This is a genomic window from Zophobihabitans entericus (assembly GCF_011745665.1).
Classification (GTDB): Bacteria; Pseudomonadota; Gammaproteobacteria; order Enterobacterales; family Orbaceae; genus Zophobihabitans; species Zophobihabitans entericus.
In genome coordinates, this window is sequence record NZ_CP050253.1 from 1589067 (window position 1) to 1610160 (window position 21094).

General features: G+C 39.7%; 13 protein-coding genes. 7 read left to right on the top strand and 6 right to left on the bottom strand.

The annotated features are described in order from the left end of the window. The first annotated feature begins 145 nt into the window (after positions 1-145). Positions 146-2017: a DEAD/DEAH family ATP-dependent RNA helicase gene (locus IPMB12_RS07295; RefSeq protein WP_166916381.1), complete on the top strand. Its 1872-nt coding sequence runs from the start codon at positions 146-148 to the stop codon at positions 2015-2017. Positions 2018-2185: 168 nt separating this feature from the next. On the opposite strand, the gene IPMB12_RS07300 is transcribed toward IPMB12_RS07295, so the two are convergent. Beyond that, a complete protein-coding gene (locus IPMB12_RS07300; protein WP_166916383.1) occupies positions 2186-3109 on the bottom strand; it encodes a siderophore ABC transporter substrate-binding protein in 924 nt (307 codons plus the stop codon). A 166-nt stretch (positions 3110-3275) separates the two neighbouring features. After that, positions 3276-4091 (bottom strand): ion transporter, encoded by an 816-nt coding sequence (locus IPMB12_RS07305; protein WP_166916385.1) that lies wholly within the window; start codon positions 4089-4091, stop codon positions 3276-3278. A gap of 266 nt (positions 4092-4357) precedes the next feature. Here IPMB12_RS07305 and aas point away from each other — a divergent pair, with 266 nt between their 5' ends. The 6 genes from aas (at position 4358) to rplS (ending at position 9993) form a co-directional block, all read left to right on the top strand. Next, positions 4358-6505, top strand: coding sequence for a bifunctional acyl-ACP--phospholipid O-acyltransferase/long-chain-fatty-acid--ACP ligase (aas, locus tag IPMB12_RS07310; protein WP_166916387.1), 2148 nt, complete (start codon positions 4358-4360; stop codon positions 6503-6505). A 67-nt stretch (positions 6506-6572) separates the two neighbouring features. Beyond that, complete coding sequence (lplT, locus tag IPMB12_RS07315) at positions 6573-7763, top strand: lysophospholipid transporter LplT (protein ID WP_166916389.1); 1191 nt, start codon at positions 6573-6575, stop codon at positions 7761-7763. Positions 7764-8035: 272 nt separating this feature from the next. After that, a complete protein-coding gene (gene rpsP, locus IPMB12_RS07320) occupies positions 8036-8284 on the top strand; it encodes a 30S ribosomal protein S16 (protein WP_166916391.1) in 249 nt (82 codons plus the stop codon). A 21-nt stretch (positions 8285-8305) separates the two neighbouring features. Further along, entirely contained in the window at positions 8306-8839 is a 534-nt protein-coding gene (gene rimM, locus IPMB12_RS07325) for a ribosome maturation factor RimM (protein ID WP_166916393.1), read from the top strand. Positions 8840-8858: 19 nt separating this feature from the next. Then, positions 8859-9611: a tRNA (guanosine(37)-N1)-methyltransferase TrmD gene (trmD, locus tag IPMB12_RS07330; RefSeq protein ID WP_166916395.1), complete on the top strand. Its 753-nt coding sequence runs from the start codon at positions 8859-8861 to the stop codon at positions 9609-9611. A 31-nt stretch (positions 9612-9642) separates the two neighbouring features. Next, positions 9643-9993 carry a 50S ribosomal protein L19 gene (gene rplS / locus IPMB12_RS07335; protein ID WP_166916397.1) on the top strand — a complete coding sequence of 117 codons (351 nt, stop codon included), beginning with the start codon at positions 9643-9645 and terminating at the stop codon, positions 9991-9993. Positions 9994-10099: 106 nt separating this feature from the next. Here the strand turns inward: rplS and pbpC are convergent, their stop codons facing one another. The 4 genes from pbpC to IPMB12_RS07355 all read right to left on the bottom strand — a co-directional run bounded on the left by pbpC (position 10100) and on the right by IPMB12_RS07355 (position 20549). Next, the gene (gene pbpC / locus IPMB12_RS07340) at positions 10100-12472 is read right to left on the bottom strand and encodes a penicillin-binding protein 1C (RefSeq protein WP_166916399.1); all 2373 of its coding nucleotides are present in this window, start codon (positions 12470-12472) and stop codon (positions 10100-10102) included. A gap of 8 nt (positions 12473-12480) precedes the next feature. Then, on the bottom strand, positions 12481-18597 hold the full coding sequence (locus IPMB12_RS07345) for an alpha-2-macroglobulin family protein (RefSeq protein ID WP_166916401.1): 6117 nt from the start codon (positions 18595-18597) through the stop codon (positions 12481-12483). Positions 18598-18799: 202 nt separating this feature from the next. Then, a complete protein-coding gene (locus IPMB12_RS07350; protein WP_166916403.1) occupies positions 18800-19333 on the bottom strand; it encodes a cysteine hydrolase family protein in 534 nt (177 codons plus the stop codon). Positions 19334-19355: 22 nt separating this feature from the next. Next, a complete protein-coding gene (locus IPMB12_RS07355; RefSeq protein ID WP_166916405.1) occupies positions 19356-20549 on the bottom strand; it encodes a BaiN/RdsA family NAD(P)/FAD-dependent oxidoreductase in 1194 nt (397 codons plus the stop codon). Positions 20550-21094 lie beyond the last annotated feature (545 nt).

Consider the following 21094-nt stretch of genomic DNA (forward strand, 5'->3'; position numbering starts at 1 on the left):
TAACGTGCAGATAATTTCTGCTTATAAATCAACAGGTTACGAAAGTAGCAATTCACTGGTTATCGTGGGGATAGTTGTCAAATTTTCAGTTTAGTAAGCTGGCGTCTATATGTTTTAACAAAACAGTACTTATAAGCGAGTTTACATGACAAACGAAGTTTCTTTTGTTGATTTAGGTTTACCTGAATCTATTCTTAATGCCTTGAACGATCTGGGCTTTACAAAACCATCACCTATTCAGGCGCAGTGTATTCCACTATTGCTATCAGGTGAAGATGTGCTTGGGATGGCACAAACCGGTAGTGGTAAAACAGCTGCATTTAGCTTACCTTTTTTAAGCAAAATAGATGCTAATTTAAAAGCACCACAACTTTTAGTTTTAGCGCCGACGCGTGAGCTGGCGATTCAGGTTGCTGATGCGTGTACTGATTACGCTAAATATATGAATGGAATCAAAGTATTACCATTATATGGTGGTGCACGTTATGATGGTCAGTTACGTGCTTTAAAACAAGGTGCACAAATTATTGTTGGTACACCGGGCCGTTTACTTGACCACTTAAAACGCGGTACTTTAGACCTGTCTAATTTAAAAGGTTTAGTCCTTGATGAAGCTGACGAAATGTTGCGTATGGGCTTTATTGATGACGTGGAAAGTATTATGGATGCTATTCCTGAAGGTCATCAAACAGCACTATTCTCTGCAACAATGCCGGCACCAATTCGTCGTATTACTAAACGTTTTATGAAGAATCCAAAAGAGATTCAAATTGCAGCAACAATGCAAACCAAACCGGATATTAGTCAAAGCTTCTGGCTGGTGCGTGGACTACGTAAAAATGAAGCATTAGTCCGTTTCCTTGAAGTAGAAGATTTTGATGCAGCGATTATCTTTGTAAGAACCAAAACAGCAACACTTGATGTCGCTGAAGTGCTGGAAAAACATGGTTATAACTGTGCGGCACTAAATGGTGATATGACACAGGTTCTGCGCGAGCAAACACTTGATCGTTTAAGAAATGGTCGTTTAGATATCCTAATTGCAACTGATGTTGCAGCGCGTGGTCTTGACGTTGAACGTATTAGTTTAGTGGTTAACTATGATATTCCACTAGATTCAGAATCTTACGTGCACCGTATTGGTCGTACTGGTCGTGCTGGTCGTGCTGGTCGGGCATTACTATTTGTTGATAGCCGTGAGCGTCGTTTACTGCGTAATGTTGAAAATGTAATGAAAATGGCAATTCCTGAAGTTGGCTTACCATCTAAAGAGCTAATGGAAGAACGTCGTTTAGCGCGTTTTGCAGAACAAGTACAAAAACAATTAGATAGTAAAGATTTAGAGCAATACCGTGAAATTTTAATGAAGTTAAAACAGGATGACACTGAACTTGAGAACTTAGCTGCTGCTTTATTAAAAATGGCACAAGGTAACCGTTCGTTGATTCTTCCTCCTGATCCGGTAGTTAAGCCAATGCGTGAAACTCGCGGTGATCGTAATGATCGTGGCGACAGAAATAGCCGTGATGATCGTGGTGGTCGTCTGCGTGGTGATGATCGTGAAGCACCAAAACGTCGTGAGCGTCGTGATGTAGGTGATATGGATCTGTATCGTATTGAAGTAGGCCGTGAAGATGGTATTGATGTTCGTCATATCGTTGGTGCGATCGCTAATGAAGGCGATATCAGCAGCCGTTATATCGGTAATATCAAATTATATGATAACTACTCGACGGTTGAGCTGCCAAAAGGTATGCCAAAAGATTTACTGACTCATTTTGAACGTGTCCGTGTACTGAATATTCCGATGAATATGAGTATGCTTGGCGATGCGCCTGCTGCACCGGCAAAAGGTAAACGTGATTCTGGTGGCGGTAAAGGCGGACGTGATTTTGCACCAAAAGGCCGTGGTAGCCGTTCTGATAGCGGTGACAGCGCACCAAGAAGAAAACCACGTGCTTCTTCTGATAGTGAAGGCGGGGCACCAAAAGGTCGTGGTCGTCCACGTTCTAAATAATTGATGTTAATGAATCAATAAACTAAACGTTAAAAATAGATGTTCCTAAAAGCTGCTCTGTTTTTAGGGGCATTTTTATATCTGACGGTTAACAGAAAAATTTAAAAGATAACAAAAAAGCCACATGATTATTTGTGGCTTTTTTATTTTACTGAAAAACAGAATTAATTATTTTAGTGCAGTAGTCACTTCATCGATTTGTAAATTAGTACTTTCAACACCCGCACCAGATAAGTACCACAGATCCGCTGTCAGATGGACAACTTTAGTGCCAGTCTGTTCTAAGATTTTAGTATCGAAAAAGTCATCAGCCATTGCTTTTTGACCAATTGCTTCGCTACGGTCAATCACAAACACAATACCCGGTTTTAAGGTTTGAATATATTGATTATCAACCAGCGTTGGTTTTGGTCTTTCTCCCGGTTGTGGTTTAGTCAGTAATGGTAAAATAGCGACGGCACGTTTTACACCGAGTACGTCATGAATCAGTGCAGCATAAGTGCTTTGGTTAGTCAGCATTAAACGCCCATTATTATGTAGTGCTACAATCGCATTAACTGGTGACTCTGTAGTAACTTGTTTAGCCTCAGCAATTTTTTGCTCTAACTGAGCAATATTTTGTGCAGCTTTATCCTGATTGTTGGTGACTTGTCCAAGCAGAGTGATATTACTTTTTACAGAGCTAAAATAATCCTTATTGCTGACTGGCATATTAATCACAGGAGCGATTTGAGATAATTTGTCTATTGAAGAAGACAGGCGTGGGCTGATAATAATCAGATCCGGTTTAGTTTCTGTTATTGCTTCAAAGTCAGGTTCTTTCATTGTACCGGTATTTATTGCATCAGAACTTGTATATTGGTTCAGATAATCCGGAATATTTTGCTTTGGTAAACCGACAACGGTATTATTTAAGCCAAAGGCATCAAGCGTATCCAGCACTCCAAAATCCATGACGACAACTTTTTCCGGTGCTTTTAGCAGGGTAATAGTATTATCATTTTGAGTGATTTGAATGGTATCAGACTGACAGGCAGACAAGCTAATAGCGGCAGTAATTAAACTACTTACGATAACGACTTTTTTGAGCATTTTTAGGGTCCATTAGTGGCAGATAATTTATAAATGAGAATTATTATCAATAAATAACATAAAAATGTCCAGCTATTTAAAATGCTAAAAATCAGCTAAAAATATTATAATTCATAAAGATAAAACAGCATAAGTGTCTGACTTATGCTGTATAGATTGGAGAGATTTAATGTTGGTTTTTCTGAATGAGCAGGGCTTTCAATTCTAAAATCTCAGCTTTTAGAGCATCAATATCTTGTACAGTAGCCACCATTTGATCTTTTGTGGTAGTTTCTCTTTCGACGTTACGAGTCTCTTTAGCCATCACATCTAAGATCGTTCCCACCATCATATTTAAGAAAATAAATGTTGCTAAAAAGATAAAACTGATAAAGAAAGTCCAGCTAAGTGGATAAACTGTCATGACTTCCCCCATGATTGCCCCCCAACTTTCAAAGGTGGCAATTCTAAACATGGTGAGTAAAGCAATACCTACATCTCCCCAGAGTTCGGGATTTATATTCACAAATACAATACTGCCAACAGTAGCGTAGATATAAAAGATAATGAACATGAGCAGGGCGATATAAGCCATTCTTGGAATTGCTTTCAGCAGGGCATTAATCAGAATTCTGAGTTCCGGAACGACTGAAATCAATCGTAGTACTCTAAAGATACGTAGCAGTCTTGCCAGCAGAATGGTGGAACCACCAATTGGCACTAAGCTACCTAGCACAATCAGTGTATCAAAAATATTCCAGCCCTTTTTAAAGAAAGCCCCCGGGCTTGGGCTAGCTAAAAAGCGGATAATAATTTCCAGTAGAAAGAATACGGTAATTGAGTAATCCAGAATAAGTAAGGTGTTATTTATCCAGGCAGGTAAACGGTAAGTATGTGCACCAATAGATAAGGCGGACAGAACAATGACAGCAATAACCACAAACTGAAATTTATTACTGTTATCAATACGGCGGAAAAAAGCTTGTAGGGCTAAAATACTCATTATTAATTATTACCTTGCTAAGCGACGATGCAGACACATTATTATAATAAAATTTATTTGTTTATATTCATTGTAATTAACAATTTGGTCAATAACTATCTCTGATTTTATAGCATCTAAGAAATTAGCTAAAAGAGCTAAATATGATATAGATCACGCTTATTATGGTTAATTTTTAATCAAATAGAGCCGGTTGTAGTTGTGCTATTATATGGCGCTACTTATTATCAATTTTGTGTAATATTGCACGATACTCGAGATAGCTAATGGTTGTTAAAATAATTAAAGCATTACTACGTATTCTATTTCATGTTCGCGTCAAAGGTGATTTTTCACATCTTAAACAAGATAAACTGTTAATCACTCCTAATCATGTTTCTTTTCTGGATGGTGTTTTACTCGGTGCTTTTCTTCCTGTCCGTCCGGTCTTTGCAATTTACTCTTTATATATCGATCACTGGTTGGTTCGTTTAGCCAGTCGTTTTGTTGATTTCGTGCCAATTGATCCAAGTAGTCCGATGGCGATTCGTCATCTGGTACGTGAAGTTAATAAAGGTCGTCCGATTGTGATCTTCCCGGAAGGGAGAATCACTGTAACGGGCTCATTGATGAAAATTTATGATGGTGCTGCCTTTGTTGCCGCTAAAACGGGTGCAACTGTTGTGCCAATATGGATTGAAGGGGCAGAGTTTACTATTACCAGTCGTTTAAAAGGTCTGTTTAAACGTCGTCTGTTTCCAAAAATTACGATTAATATTTTAGAGCCTGAACATATCTCTATGCCGGAAGCGCCAAAAGCCAGCGAGAGACGTTATATTGCAGGTGAAAAGCTACATCAGATTATGATGGATGCTCGTATGGCAAGTCGTCCACAAGTGACGCTATTTGAGGCCTTCCTTGATGCTCAGATTCGCTATGGTGCTAAAACAGCAGCCATCAACGATATCTCTTTAAAACAAGATAGTTACCGTGCTTTTTTAAAGAAAATTTTGGGGGTCAGCTGTATTGTTGAAAAAATTACCCAAAATAAAGAACGTGTTGGTTTATTGTTACCTAATGCCAAAGTCACAGCGGCCACTATTTTTGCGGTTTCTATTAAAAACCGTGTTCCGGCGATGCTTAACTATACTTCCGGCGCCAAAGGGATTAACAGTGCAGTGACCGCAGCAGAGATTAAAACTATTATTACTTCCAGACAGTTTTTAGCAAAAGGTAAACTGACTCATCTGGTTGATGAAGTACCTAATGTACAATGGTTCTATCTGGAGGATTTAGCCTCAAAAATTACCTGGTCAGATAAGCTTTGGGTATTGTTACATCTATTTGTTCCTCGTTTAATTCAACGAAAACAACGAGCAGATGATGAAGCACTAGTTTTGTTTACCTCTGGTTCTGAAGGAAACCCTAAAGGTGTTGTTCACTCTCATGCCAGCTTACTGGCAAACGTAGAACAGATTCGTACTGTGCTTGATCCAAGACCAAGTGACTGTTTTATGGCTGCTTTACCGCTGTTCCATGCCTTTGGACTTACTGCTGGTCTTTTCCTGCCATTATTTTCAGGAAGTCGATTATTCTTATATCCAAACCCACTACATTATCGCGTCGTACCGGAGGTGATCTATGATCAAAACTGTACGATTTTGTTTGGTACGCCAACGTTTTTAGCTCAGTATGCGCGTTTTGCCCATCCATTTGATTTCATGCGCTTACGCTACGTAGTCGCCGGAGCTGAGAAGCTTAACGATAATATCCGTAATGTATGGCTGGAAAAATTTGGCATTCGTATCCTTGAAGGATATGGTGTGACTGAATGTGCTCCAGTGGTTGCAATTAACGTACCGATGGCGTTTAAAAAGGGCACGGTTGGTCGTATTTTGCCGGGTATGCAGGCTCGTCTTATTTCTGTACCAGGTATTGAAACCGGTGGTCGTCTGCAGGTTAAAGGGCCTAACGTCATGAAAGGCTATTTAAGAGTAGAAAATCCGGGAGAGCTTGAACGCCCGGCTGCTGTTAATCAGGATGGTGACTTAGAGGCGCAGTGGTACGATACCGGAGATATTGTTGCTATTGATAAAGAGGGTTTTGTCTCTATTCAGGGGCGCTTAAAACGTTTTGCCAAAATTGCCGGCGAGATGGTCTCTTTAGAAAGTGTCGAAGCGATAGCGAAAAAAGCGGATCCTCAATCTGAACATGGCGTGACGGTTAAACCAGATGAATCAAAAGGTGAGGCGCTGGTTTTGTTCACCACTTCAACAACGCTTTCTCGTGAACAACTTAATCAGGCTGCACAAGAGCTTAGTTTACCAATGCTGGCAGTACCAAGAGATATCAGAGTGATAAAAGAGTTTCCTCTGCTTGGTAGTGGTAAAGTCGATTTTGTGGCACTACGCAAAATGGTTGATCAAGACGCATAATGATTTGCTGCCGGCGATATACTCTAGTCGGCAGCAACAACTCATTTTCCTCTAAAAGGATACTTCTATGAATCCAGATACAGCAAAAAAACCTTTATTAAATAAAGGTATGTCTGCCGTGATGCTGGCACAGTTTTTCTCTGCTTTTGGTGACAATGCGCTATTATTTGCACTATTAGCCTTTATTAAAGATCTACAATATCCTGACTGGAGCCGACCAGTTTTACAAATGGCGTTTGTCGTTACTTATATTGTGACAGCACCGTTTGTAGGACACATTGCCGATGGTTTTTCTAAAGGCCGAGTGATGATGATGGCTAATGGTCTGAAAGTCCTTGGGGCTACAGCAGTTTGTGTGGGCTTTGATCCTTTCCTTGGTTATGTTTTGGTTGGTCTTGGTGCTGCATTTTATTCACCGGCTAAATACGGTATTTTAGGTGAACTGACAACAGAAGATAAGCTGGTTAAAGCTAATGGTCTGATTGAAGCATCAACCATTGCCGCCATATTACTTGGCTCGATTGCCGGCGGATATGTTGCCGATCTGAGTGTGATGGCATCACTGATTATGTGTAGTGGTATCTTCTTATGTGCGGTGATTGCTAATTTTTATATTCCTAAATTACAACCAGCTCGTAAAATTATTAAATGGGATTTTAAACAAATACTTGTACATTTTATTGAATCAATACAAGCGCTTTGGAAAGATAAATATGCACGTTTTACATTGCTTGGAACTAGTTTATTCTGGGGAGCTGGAATTACACTGCGCTTTCTATTAATTGACTGGGTACCTATTGCTTTGGGGATTTCAGACAATAAAACACCAACTATCTTAAATGGTATTGTAGCGATTGGTATTGTAATAGGTGCTGGTCTGGCGGCAAAACTGGTGAGCTTAAATAAAATTACTCGTTGTATTCCTGCGGGTATTGTTATGGGGATTTGTGTGTCTTACTTAGTCATGCAGGAAAATGTCTATTTCATTTACGCTCTGTTAGTGCTGATTGGTGCTTTGGGTGGTTTCTTCTTAGTGCCATTGAACGCCTATCTACAAGACTTTGGTAAGAAAACTGTTGGTGCAGGTAATGCTATTGCGGTACAAAATATCAGTGAAAACAGCGTCATGCTTATTATGCTGGGAATCTACTCTGTTGTTGTAGCACTTGGGATTCCGGTGATCTGGATCGGTGTTGGCTTTGGTGGCTTATTTGCATGTGTGATCTTTAGTTTATGGCTGTGGCAGAAAGTAAAATAGGTGTTTAGATAAGATCATATTCTTATTTTGAATGGCAAATCCCTCTTGAAGAAGAGGGATTTTTGTTTGAATGAATGAGTTGAGTTTTAAAAACCAAATCAAAGTAAAATTTTATTATTTATTTTCATCTCAATATGGCAATCCTTGATTCCAATCATTGCTCTTTTTGTAGAAAAGAGTATAATCCTCTGGCTTTTTATATATACAAATTTCCTTTGTAATTACGCAAAAGAGATAGTTAAAAGCAAATTATTTAATTTTAAGAGGATGTTATGGTAACTATTCGTTTAGCTCGTGGCGGCTCTAAAAAGCGTCCATTTTATCAAGTGGTTGTCACTGATAGCCGTAACCCACGTGACGGTCGTTTTATCGAACGTATTGGTTTCTTCAACCCTATTGCTCAAGGTAAAGCTGAAGAACTACGTATCGATTTAGATCGTGTTACTCACTGGGTTGGTTTAGGTGCAACTGTTTCTGATCGTGTTTGTACACTGATCAAACAAGCGCAAAAAGCAGCTTAATTTGTTATCAGGTTCTGAGTAATGATGAATAATACAGAAAATCGAATTGTTGTGGGTAAGTTTGGTGCTTGCTACGGGATTCGTGGCTGGTTAAAAATTCATTCATTCACAGAATACTCTGAAAGTATTTTTGATTATCAACCTTGGTATATTCAGCGCGCCGGTAAATGGCAGGTTGTTGAGCCGGAGGCTTTTAAACCACATAGCAATGATACTATTGTGAAAATTAAAGGTATTGATGATCGTGATCTTGCCAATGCATTAACCAATATTGAAATTTATGTTGATGCAGACCAATTACCAGCACTTAGTGATGGTGATTTTTACTGGAAAGATTTGATCGGATGCAAAGTTGTGACTGTTGAAGGTTATAACTTAGGTATCGTTACCGAATTAATGGAAACAGGTTCAAATGATGTGTTGGTTGTAAAAGCGAATCTTAAAGATGCTTTTGGGGCAAAAGAGCGTTTACTGCCTTTTGTTGAACAACAAGTGATTAAAAATATTGATCTCGCAGCTAAAATTATTGAAGTTGATTGGGATCCAGCCTTTTAATTAGTTTATGGAGCGACATATGTGGATCGGCGTCATCAGCCTTTTTCCTGAGATGTTCCATGCAATAACTGATTATGGGGTGACAGGTCGGGCAGTTAAGAACGGCTTGTTAGAAATACAGTATTGGAGTCCGCGCGATTTTGCGCATGATAAGCACAAGACTGTGGATGATCGTCCTTATGGCGGTGGTCCCGGGATGCTGATGATGGTTCAACCATTAAGGGATGCTATCAATGCTGCAAGAGCAGTGTCGGGAGAAGATACCAAAGTAGTTTACCTGTCTCCACAAGGGCGCAAACTTGACCAAACGGGAGTTCGCGAATTGTCCGGAAATCAGAAGTTAATTTTGATCTGTGGACGATATGAAGGTATAGATGAACGCATTATCCAGACTGAAGTTGATGAAGAGTGGTCTATTGGTGATTATGTGTTAAGTGGTGGTGAGTTACCCGCTATGACGTTAATTGATGCAGTTGCTCGGTTTATTCCGGGTGTTTTGGGTCACGAAGCGTCAGCAGAAGAAGATTCTTTTGTCGATGGGTTACTTGATTGCCCGCATTATACACGACCTGAAGTGTTAGATGGGATGGAGGTGCCAGCAGTATTACTGTCTGGTCACCATAAAGAAATTCGTCGCTGGCGATTAAAGCAATCTCTAGGACGAACCTGGCTTAGAAGAGAAGATCTTCTAAATAAACTAGCTCTGACTGATGAGCAACGTTTGTTGTTAACTGAGTTCCAAAAAGAACATAGCGAACAACAGGGTAAATGAAATTTCAGTTTAACTAGAAAAGAGAATTATCATGAAAAATGCAATTATTAAGCAACTTGAAGACGAACAAATGAAGAAAGACATCCCATCTTTCCGTCCTGGTGACACAGTGGAAGTTAAAGTATGGGTTGTTGAAGGAAGCAAAAAACGTCTACAAGCATTCGAAGGTGTTGTTATTGCAATTCGTAGCCGCGGATTACATTCAGCATTCACTGTTCGTAAAATTTCTAACGGCGAAGGTGTTGAGCGTGTGTTCCAAACTCACTCTCCAGTAGTTGATTCAATTGCTGTTAAACGTCGTGGTGCAGTTCGTCAAGCTAAACTATACTACCTACGTGATCTTAAAGGTAAAGCGGCTCGTATCAGAGAACGTCTTAACTAATTTCACGCAAACATTCTTAAAATATAAAACGGTCGCATTTGCGACCGTTTTTTTTATGGTTATTTTATTTTTGAAAAGTTGGTCTGGTTAGTTAGCAATAAGTTACTTATTTGACAAATTCTACTGTTATTTGGCGGCTGTCGGTTCTGCCTAAATCATCAGTCACAATCACCTTATAAACACCAGACTCAGTTGGTGTCCATTCTAAAGAGTTGTTGATCTCTGTCTGACCTAAATAACTGTTATTAATAAACCAGTATAGACGCTTTGCATCACCATCAGCATTAGCAGTGAAGAAGATCTGCTCATTTTTGTGATTATCCTGCCGGAACTGATATACCACATTTTTAAGTGGGGAAGTAATCCTTGGGCGTTCCCCTAAGTAGGCAGATGACTTACAATAACTGATATCTGGCGGTGGTCTTTTAGGTATACCTGCCCGGGCAAATACTTTGGCTAAATCAGACGGCCAGTATTCATAGACTTCAATATGGGAAGTTTCTTTATTATAAGGTGGGCAAGCGACAGCACCGGTAATATTATCAATCAGAACCGGGCGATAAATAGTATCAATAGTAATGGGGGAGACACCAGGAATAAACCATGAGGTGCCTTTTTGCTGACACCACTGAGTAAGTAAATTACCGCTGGCTAAACAGATATCGACTCGTTTTAAATTAGTGATTGGAGCAAGCTTTGGTTCACGCAAATTAGGATAGTATGCGTTTATGCTATCAATAATATTAAAGAACAATGGTGCAGCTGCATCGGCTCCAACAAAGGCGTTATTGCTGGAGTTATCAAAGTTGCCCATCCAGACTACCAGAACGTAAGGTCCCCAGATGCCAACAGACCACGCATCGCGAAATCCCCATGAAGTCCCTGTTTTCCAGTAAACCGGCAGGCGATTAGCCTGTTTAGATGAGAGGATATCCTGCCGACGAATATTTTGTCTTAACATGTCCATAGTCATAAAACTGGCTTGTGGAGTAAGTAATTGCTCACCAGCTGATAATTCACTGGTTTGAGTAAAACGTAAAGGATGCCATTGCCCCTGATTTGCCAGCATGGTATATAACGCACCAAGCTCTTGTGGTGAGATTTCACCACCACCTAAAACCAGAGATAAACCGTAATGCTCTTCACTGGCAAGTTTATCGATGTGACCTTGCTGCAGGAAGTCATATAATGAAGGATTTTTAAGTTTAGAAGCGACATAGACAGCTGGAATATTGCGGCTATAAATAAGTGCTTCTGTGGCAGAAATCGGGCCTCTGAATCTGCGGTCAAAGTTCTCTGGTGTATAAAAACCAAAATCGGTTTCAACGTCCTTGAGAATTGTCATCGGATGGAGTATGCCCTGATCAAAGCCAAGCGCATAAATAAAAGGTTTTAATGTTGAACCCGGGGAGCGCTGAGCTGTAGTCCCATTAACCTGCCCGGAAATAGCAACATTAAAGTAATCAGCAGACCCCACCAGTGCCTTAACACTGGTGCTTTGTGTATCAATGAGAAGGACTGATGCATTCTTCATTCCACGCACACTATTGCGTTCAATAAAGGCGGCAACTTGCCGTTCAATAATTGTTTGCAAGTTACTATCCAGCGTCGTGAGTACTGCATGACTATCGGTATTTGGAGTGTACTTATCACTTTCAATGATCTGATTGATAAAATGGGGGGCAGTGAAAGGCAATTGCTCCGGTTGACGTAAGATTAATGGTAAATTAAATAGCGCAGGCATGCTGTCTGTGACAGGATAGTCAGATTGCCAGCGTTCAAATAATCGGTTACGAGCCTGGGTCAGTGCTTCCCCAACAATACCCGTTTGTCGATTAACACGATAAGTCGGTGACTGAGGAAGAACGGCCAATGTTAAAGATTCTGGTAAAGTCAGATTTTGTGGTGTTTTATTAAAATAAATTAAGCTGGCAGCACCAATACTTTCAATGTTACGACCATAAGGCGCATAGTTTAAATAGGCCTCTAAAATATCGTGTTTAGAGTACATCAGCTCAAGTTGTATTGCTCTGAAGATCTGGATAATTTTACCTGAAATAGTCCGCGTATTGAGTTTCCAGTGCATACGAGCCAGTTGCATAGTCAGCGTTGATGCACCTTGCTTATTACCACCACCAATATAACTGACCCAGACAGCGCGTAGCAGACTAATAGGATTAAAGCCGGGGTGGTAGTAAAAGAACTGATCTTCGTGCAGCTGTATACCGTTAATTACATCAGGTGAAATATCTTCCAGTTTAGTCCACAGACGATAACGACTATCTTCTGCCAGAGTTAGACGAAGAAGTTCCCCTTTATCATCGTAATAAGCAGTTGAAAAGGTGAGCCCTTCTGAAAGTGGTGGATGAGGGTAAAGCCTTATTCCAACAAAAATAATCGCCAGTAAAAAAAACGCGACTAGTACGTTTTGTAAATAAACAATTAAACGTACTAGTCGGCGTATTAGATTAATGATCATGAAAATAGTTATTTTTTAGGTTCAACAACTATTCTTTGACCGCCGACTGAAACCGCGGAAATATCACGATCATACATCGCTTCACCAAAGGCAGATGGCACAATATAATCCCCTACATTGGTGGCTTTAATTTGATAACTAAATTGTTGTACTGCACCATTGTGAGCTGCACCATAAATGATGATTCGGTCTTCACGGACATCGACATAGTCAGGGGACCATGTTGAACCTTTAACCTGAACTGGTGATACCCAGCGTTGACCCGGTTCATAATCTTCTCCATCATACTCAGTATCATTATCAACGATATTACTCATATAGTTGGTACGACTGGATATATCTTGCTGTACAACATCAAAGCCACCCGGTAGCAGGTCCACAATAGCCAGATTAGTCAGTGCTTCCTGCGATAAACTACGGACTTTGATATTCACATTGATCGTTTCACCTAAACTGACATGGTCAATTAACTCACCTGCAGCATTAGTGTATTGGCGTATAATCTCAAAACCGCGGGTAATTGGTTTGTCCTGAATACCTTGATCAAATCCTTGTTCAGAGACTAAATACCACGCTGGTAATTTAGTCTGGTTATCAAAACGAATCTGAGTGGTATTTTCAGTAAATTGACCCTGAGCGATTAAGCCCTGCAACTGACCAATGACTTTTAGTTTATCTTCCTGACTCGTTTTGCCTTCCAGAATCGAAACAGTAAGTGTCTCTGGCGATAACGCTTCTGCTTTTAATTGGGTTGCATAACTATCCAGAGCAAGAATAACTGTTGCGGATGAATAAGTGGTATAACGGCCTTTATTTAACATTATGACCATATTCTCCAGCGCTTGTGCCGGAATATCAGCTATCTTCTGCGGGAAGTGTTTACTGATTAAGTAAATATTACTGGCATTGATAACTAAAGGATCAAAGTAATTATGTGACCACCAGGCATTATCATAGGCTTGTTGCATCTGTTGCCAGACTGGTTTTAATAATTTCTCTGCTTCTCTGTCCATCTTCAGCATGCTATATGATGAGGCCAGATAAAGTGCCGTCACATCAGTATTCCATGAAGCTTTATCTTTAATGTTATTCAGCGCTGTTTGAATAGACGCTAAATAACTGGTGGTTATTTGATTTTGTCTGGTTAACAGATAAATCGCATAAGCGCGCAGGCGTAAACCATTCAAATCACGACGGTTATTCTCAGCGATAACACGCAGGTAACTATTTGCCTGATTGAGTATCTTCTGTGGAATAACCTGACCTGCATCTCTTGCTTCTAACAGGAAATGTACTGTGTAAAGTGTGATAAACGGATCATTTGAATAAGTTGAATACCATGTTCCTATAGCGCCATCCGTGTTCTGGCGGATTTGTAGTACCTGATATAAATGATTTAGCAGAGCTGTAACATTAGCTTTATCACTCTGCTTGATGAGGCCCAGTTCTGGATGTTTATTATCAATAATTGATGGGATTGCTTTACTGATAAGTTGCTCAGAACACTGGTGTGGATAACTGTCTAAGTAAGCTGATAATCCTTTGCTTAGTGCTAAAGGAGATAACGACACTAGCGCTTCTCTCTGGCTATAAGGTTTATACATCTCACGGAACTCATCAATCGTATGACTATCGCTCGGCATTCTTCCCATTACCGTTTGTAGTCGATATTGAGAAGCTGGGCGTACAGATGTGCTGACACTACGATCTGTCGTGTGCTCTGCATAACTGGCTTTGAAGTGCATGTCGCCACTACCTAATTGCTCTGTGGCTTTTAGAGTGAATTTCACGACACCTTCACGACTTTTCGCTAAATCTATCTGTTTTGTTGCTTCACCCACGATTGAGATATGTGGTGTTGTCGTTAATGTCACTGTAATTGGTATAGCCTGATCGCTATCCATTTCCAGATTATTTGCCACCCCAAGGCTAACATCAAACGTGTCACCCGGTGCTACAAAGTAAGGAATATTTGGTGTTAGTACAAAGTCATTACGTACCGTGGTACTTGATTGAGCTGCGCCCATAGTCATTTGACCAGTAGAAACAGCCATAATACGAATCTTACCGTTAAAGTAATCTGGTACGGTGTATTCCACCGTTTTGCTGCCATCTACTTCAACAATACCTGACCAGTAAGCAACAGGCGCATCCACTTTACGTTTAAATGGATTGAGATGCGCTGATAGCATATCTCCGGATTGGTACTCATCAGAGTCCCCACCCGGGGCTGAGGCGGTATTAAGCTGATTAAACTTAGGTAAAATCAAATCAAGAATCTGTGATGTTCTGACAGAGAGTGCACGTTTACGGATAAAGTAGTTTAACGGGTTAACTAACTTATAGTTAGAAACCTGTAAAATTCCCTCATCGACCGCAAAGATAGCTACACGTTGTCTATCGTTTGAGTGAATCGTAATGGGTAATACATCCCCCGGTTTAATCAAAGTCGGAGCATCTATTTTAATACCTGAATTGAATTTAGCGTTGGTCACTTTAAATGGAATAACGCCATAACTTAGTGGACTCATGAATATTTCATCAGAGTTTTGTCCGCGAATAAACTGGACATTCACATAAGCGTTACCCTCAACCCCTTCAGGAATAGTAATTTTTTGTACAGAACTGGTCGTTGTCGTCGTAAACCATGTCCATGAATAGACTTGATCCCGTTCAATGGTGATTAAACCACTACCGATATATGGAGAGGTAATTGACACTTCAATCTCATCACCAGGTTGATATTCCTGACGATCTATTTTGAGCATCAATTCGGTATTTCTATCCAGACTACGTGTTACGTTGGCTGAGCCGGCGATAGAGTAATAAGTTTGATAAACAACCTTACCATTTTCATCTTTTAACTGCAGAATATAATTACCCGGTTGTGAGGTATCCAGTGGATAAATGGTTCTGGTATCAGAAATAACAAACGGTGTTTCTGAGAGAGTCATATCTTTACGTTGTGACTCATACTTATAAACACCAGAAGGCTGTTTCACCAGAACTGACAGATAACGCTGTTCAATAACTGTTGCAGTTAAGTTTTCAGATTGAATCTGATTTAACTTAGAATCGATGGCGATAAAATCTAAACTACGTTCTGCATCACGTTTAATGTAGTTAAGGTTACCATCAGATTTGGCTCCAATGAGATATTCATCATTAGATACAAAGGTTGTTGCTACCGCAGCCACAGAGCGGCCACTATCTGCTTCAAAGACATCAGTCAGTAGTCTGACAGTATAGGTTCCTTCAAAACTGCTTAATTGTGATGACAGATCGATTTCTGCAATACCTTCATCATTCGTCCGTTCTGCTTCCAGAGTAATATTAAAACTGGATCGCTGGCTGGAGATTGACTGATAAAATGAATAACTGGCATATTGTTTAAATGATGGAATTGCTGGTTCTAAGATCAGTTTACTTTCCACCACTCGATCTTGTGCCGGTGTACCAAATAAGTTTTGTGCTACAATTTTAGCGGATAACGAGTCAGGTGAGGTCCAGCCTATTTTCACTTCTGGTTCAAATGTTGCTGTTACGGTTGTCTTATCCGGTTCAAACTCTCTGATAATAACAGATGTAGAACCTAGCAGAACACTTTCTAACTCTTCACTGTAATCTACTTCAGTTTTAATGTTTAGATAAACAAACCACTCTCCGGTTGGTGAGGACTCTGTAGTAGTGTACGAGATCTCGTTAAAACCAAACTCATCCAGAGGGAAGCGTTTAGAAGTTACAAAGTTATATTTAGCATCATAGATTGAAGCTTCAACATACACACCTTCAAGTGGAATGTTCCAGTTTTGTGCTTTGACCATGATACCGATATTAAAAGTATCACCTGGCCTGTAAATACCACGATCTGAGAAGAGATAAGCTCTTAATTCATTACCTTTAAGACTTTCAGATAAACCACCAACATCAAAGCGAGACAGGTTTAAATCTCTGTCATAACTGGTCACCGGCAGGAACGAGGTATCTTGTTCTTTTTCAACCAGATACATAATCGGGCGAATACCATTATAGAGTTTCTGGAATGGCTCAAATTTAACGTGCCCAAGTTCATCGGTCAGTGCAGAAGTGATCTCAACACCATTTTCTCCGACCACTGAAACTTTCGCTTTATCAACCGGCTGACCACTTGTGATCGATTGCACAAAAATATCGTGAGAACCATCCAGAGACGTTTTATTGATAAGCCCTAAGTCAGTGATAACAATAAAGCGTGAACCTTGAAAAGTATATCCGGTATTATTCGGGTCATAGCTGAGTTCTTCTGGCTCTTCATCTTCAAATTCGCCCTCAAATTCCTCGTCGTTATCACCGACCGGCTGCATTTGTGCTAACGGCTTACTGTAAGCTTTTAACAGGAAAACACCACGCATTTTGTTGTCATTATCAAGTAAGTATTTTGATAAATTAACGTTGGTATAGATAACTTCCTCTGGCGAGCCAACGATATCTTGCTTTAATGAGAATTTTTCAACAAAGTGTTCGCTACCAATATAACCAAAATTCATATTCTGATATTGATTACGATTGAATGAGACAAGATGTTGTAACTGCTCCGGCAGGACACGTTCAATATCTAGTTTTAGCTCTGACATATTACGTGAAACAAATGTCAGGCTTTGATCTCCTGATAAAGGTAATAACGCGCCTTCAGATACAAAGCTCAGGAAACGTGGATAATAGGGAACTCGTAAGATTTCTTCATATTTATCATGAAGTTGATAGCCTCCGTCAGAAGTCAGGTTTTTATCAAGAGAGACATAAAGCTGTGAACCCTGATCGGCTTTGATTTCAAAACTGACTTGTCTTTGGTACTGACGTTCAGAATCAGCGGGTTTGAGTGGCAATAATTTAGAATTAGCCAGATCTTCACTCGTGACATTGAGTTTATTTTTGTATTGGCTATCTAACGAATCAAAATAGCGCACCATATATGACTTTTGTGGCTCTGTATTTGGCAGCTGCCAGACATTAATGATCTTGGCTACATCTTTGACATCAACATTATGGCTAAATGTCAGAATGAGCGCTTGTCGCATAGTCTGGTTATCAATTTCCAGTAATGAGATTGAGATCGGACTTAAGTTTAAACTATAAAGACTTGGAATACTTTGCCCCCATTGCTGAGTAGCTTTTGAAGTGTTTCCTCCCAGAGTAGAGCCCACACCCTGATGTATAGATAGCTGGATAAATGTCTGTTGTTCTTGCAGACCAATATTTGTGGAGCGAATCCATGCCTGAGTATTTTCGTTATTATAGGTTACTGTAAATTCATAAGGTTTGATGAATTTTGCCGGTTCATCCGGAACATATTCATACATCTCCAGAGCGATATTTTTTTCAAATGTTGACTTATCGACAGGATGAGAGAAATCGACAGAAAATATCACTGATTTCTCTTCTGGTTTCACCGGATCCTGATAGAACTCACTTCTGCTAATAGAGTAGTTAAAGTCACGCGTTGTAAACGTATTAACTTTACTTTTATCATACAGTTTATGATTTGGTGCAAATAACAGGCTATCATCCAGTTCAATCTTGTACTGTACACCTAGTGGCCAGCTGCCTTTTGGTGAGAAAGAGATCTCTGTATCTCTGATCCATTTCCAGGTTCCTTCAATCTCCGGTGTGAGTTTGACACCTTCGGTAAAGGTATTATTCATTAACTCTAATGGGGCAGGGGAACGGTAATGACCTTCAAAGCGAATTCTTAACGGGGATGAATTACCCGTTGGCGCAAAATAACGGGCGCTATAGGTATTAACAACAATAGGAGCTGGGTCAATAGGTTTAGGTTTGTTCAAATACCAGTGATACAGATAATTACCACTGATGCCAGCTACAGCAAGCACGATAATTGTGGAACCAATTAGCGTTTTATACTGACCAGTTTTTTGTTTTAAGGATTGACCAATATAGTTAATGCCCGAGGCAAATTTACTGACCCAGACTGGCTTTTTCCATTGCAGGGAGCCAATAAGCGGAGTAAAAAGCCAAAGGATAGCTTTGAGTAAAGCTAAGATAAAAATGATGAAGTAGATAACAGCTTCAATTGCAATTGTGATGATGTAATAAGGTAGCTGGAGCAGAAAACGTAAAAATCCCATGCAGATGCCTTTAATTTTTATAATAATAGTTAGTAGGTGAACATTATATAGCAATTATGGATAATTTCTATACATTACAAGCTATTGAGTGGTTGTGTGTATCAAGACGAAATGGAGTTATACGCCTGAACTTTCAGCGTATAACAGTCCACTTGTTCTATCTGAGGTAACTCAATCAAGTTTTCTAAAGATATCTGTCAGTTTACTCAAACGTAATATCTTTAGTTAATTTAGCTTCAATGGTTGCATCAAAACTCATCATCGTGGATAAGGTCATAGTATGATGCTTTCTGATTTGCTGAGCCGTTAAATGTGGTTTGTCGTGTGTGGTATGTGCATCGCTGGCTAAGATGACGTTATACTTTAAACTTGCTGCTTTGCGCACTGTGGTATCTACACAATATTCAGAGGCGTAACCAGCAATCACCAGATCTGTTACTCCAAGTTTAGTCAGCAGTTCATTGAGATTTGTTTTGTAGAATGAATCCGGTGTTGTTTTGCGAATATAATAATCACCATCACGCTGAATAAGGCGTTTATCTAACTGCCAGTTTTGTGACTGGTAAGCGATAAAGTCATCATCTTCATGCTGCACAAAAATAACCGGTGCATGTTGTTGTCTGGCTTTTTCACTCAGTTGATTAAGATGATTAATCACTTCAGTTGCCTGATCGGGTTCTGGCGGAATATCAAATAAGGCATATTGTACATCAATAATTAAAAGCGCTCGTTTCATATCATATCCTTATAAATAAAAACTATTTTGACTGAATAATGGCATCAGCACATGCCCAGGCAGAACTCCATGCCCACTGGAAGTTATAACCACCAAGCCAGCCAGATACATCCATGACTTCGCCAATAAAATAAAGACCAGGAATCTTTTTTACTTCCATCGTTTTAGACGATAACACATCGGTGTCAATTCCGCCAAGTGTTACTTCTGCGGTGCGGTAACCTTCTGTCCCATTAGGTGTGATTTGCCAGTTGGTCAATGTTTCAATTACTGCTTTTTGTTGTGGAATGTTCAGCTGTTTTAGTGGAATATCCGGAATATGTTCCAGCTGAATTAAGCATTCCACTAAACGTTTTGGGAGTAGTTTTGACAAGATATTTTTAAGACTTTGACCTGCTGAACTTTCTCTTTGGTCGGCAAAAAATTGTTCTAACTGAGTGTTGGGTAGCAGATTAATACTAATGGCTTCACCACTTTGCCAGTAATTCGATATTTGTAAAATGACCGGACCGGATAATCCACGGTGGGTAAACAGTAAATTCTCTTTAAAGGTGACTCCACTAACAGTTGAGACCTGAGTCATAATAGCAGTGCCCGATAACGGGCTTAAAATATCCAGTAAAGGTTTATGTAACGTAAGTGGAACTAAACCTGCTCTGACCGGGACTACTGGTAAGTTAAATTGTTCTGCTGTTTTATAGCCAATAGATGTCATCCCCAGAGCCGGCATTGAGAGTCCACCAGTTGCTATAATTACTCTATGGCTATTAAAAGTACCCCGTGAGGTGATTAATTCAAAACCATTATCTTTTTGATTAATTTGCTGTAATTCTGTCTGTAACTGAAATTTAACATTGCCTTTTTGGCACTCACTTTGTAATAAATTAACGATGTCCTGAGCGGAATTATCACAAAATAGCTGGCCATGATCCCGTTCATGATAAGCGATCTGATATTGATTCACTAAGGCCAGAAAGTCCCACTGAGTAAAGCGACTAAGTGCAGATTTACAAAAATGAGGATTACTCGAGACATAATTACTAGCTTCAACGGTCATATTGGTAAAATTACAGCGTCCGCCACCAGACATTAAAATTTTGCGCCCCAGTTTTTTGCCGTTATCTATGACGCTAACGTCAAATCCTTGTTGCCCAAGTAAACCGGCACAAAAAAGTCCCGCAGCACCTGCGCCTATAATCGTAATGTCTTGCTGCATATTGTTGAGCCAGTAAGGTAATTGATAATGACGATATTATAAGGAATCTTCAGAGATCAGGACAGCAGAATCATGATTAATAAAAAGAGGGGAGGAAAGATATAGGCCATATTTTACTATAAGTAATTGATTAATAAGCAGTTTAATAATTAAATTTGCAATAAAATCAAATGGTTACGGTTTTATCTTGTGTTTATTTTTGAGAGTGTGGCTATGTTGTGTGACTAAAATCTTGTGTTGGTATTGGCAGGGGGATTTGGCGGGGAGCACGCCCTGTATGCGTGTGCCTTTTAGGTGTGGCTGCTTATTCCGTGGGTTTGATGGCCTACCGTACACCATAGGCGCCCGCTCGAGGGCTCGCTAAGACCTATGGAATACGCTCTCCATCAAATTCAATATTGGTACTAATCTCAACACAAAATAGCCAAGACCACATCAAAATGAAATCAGATCTGAACTAGATTTTCTTATTTTATTTAATATTGAATTTATTATTAAAACTAAAATCATAAATTACAATCTTTTAATCTTTTATCAGTGAACCT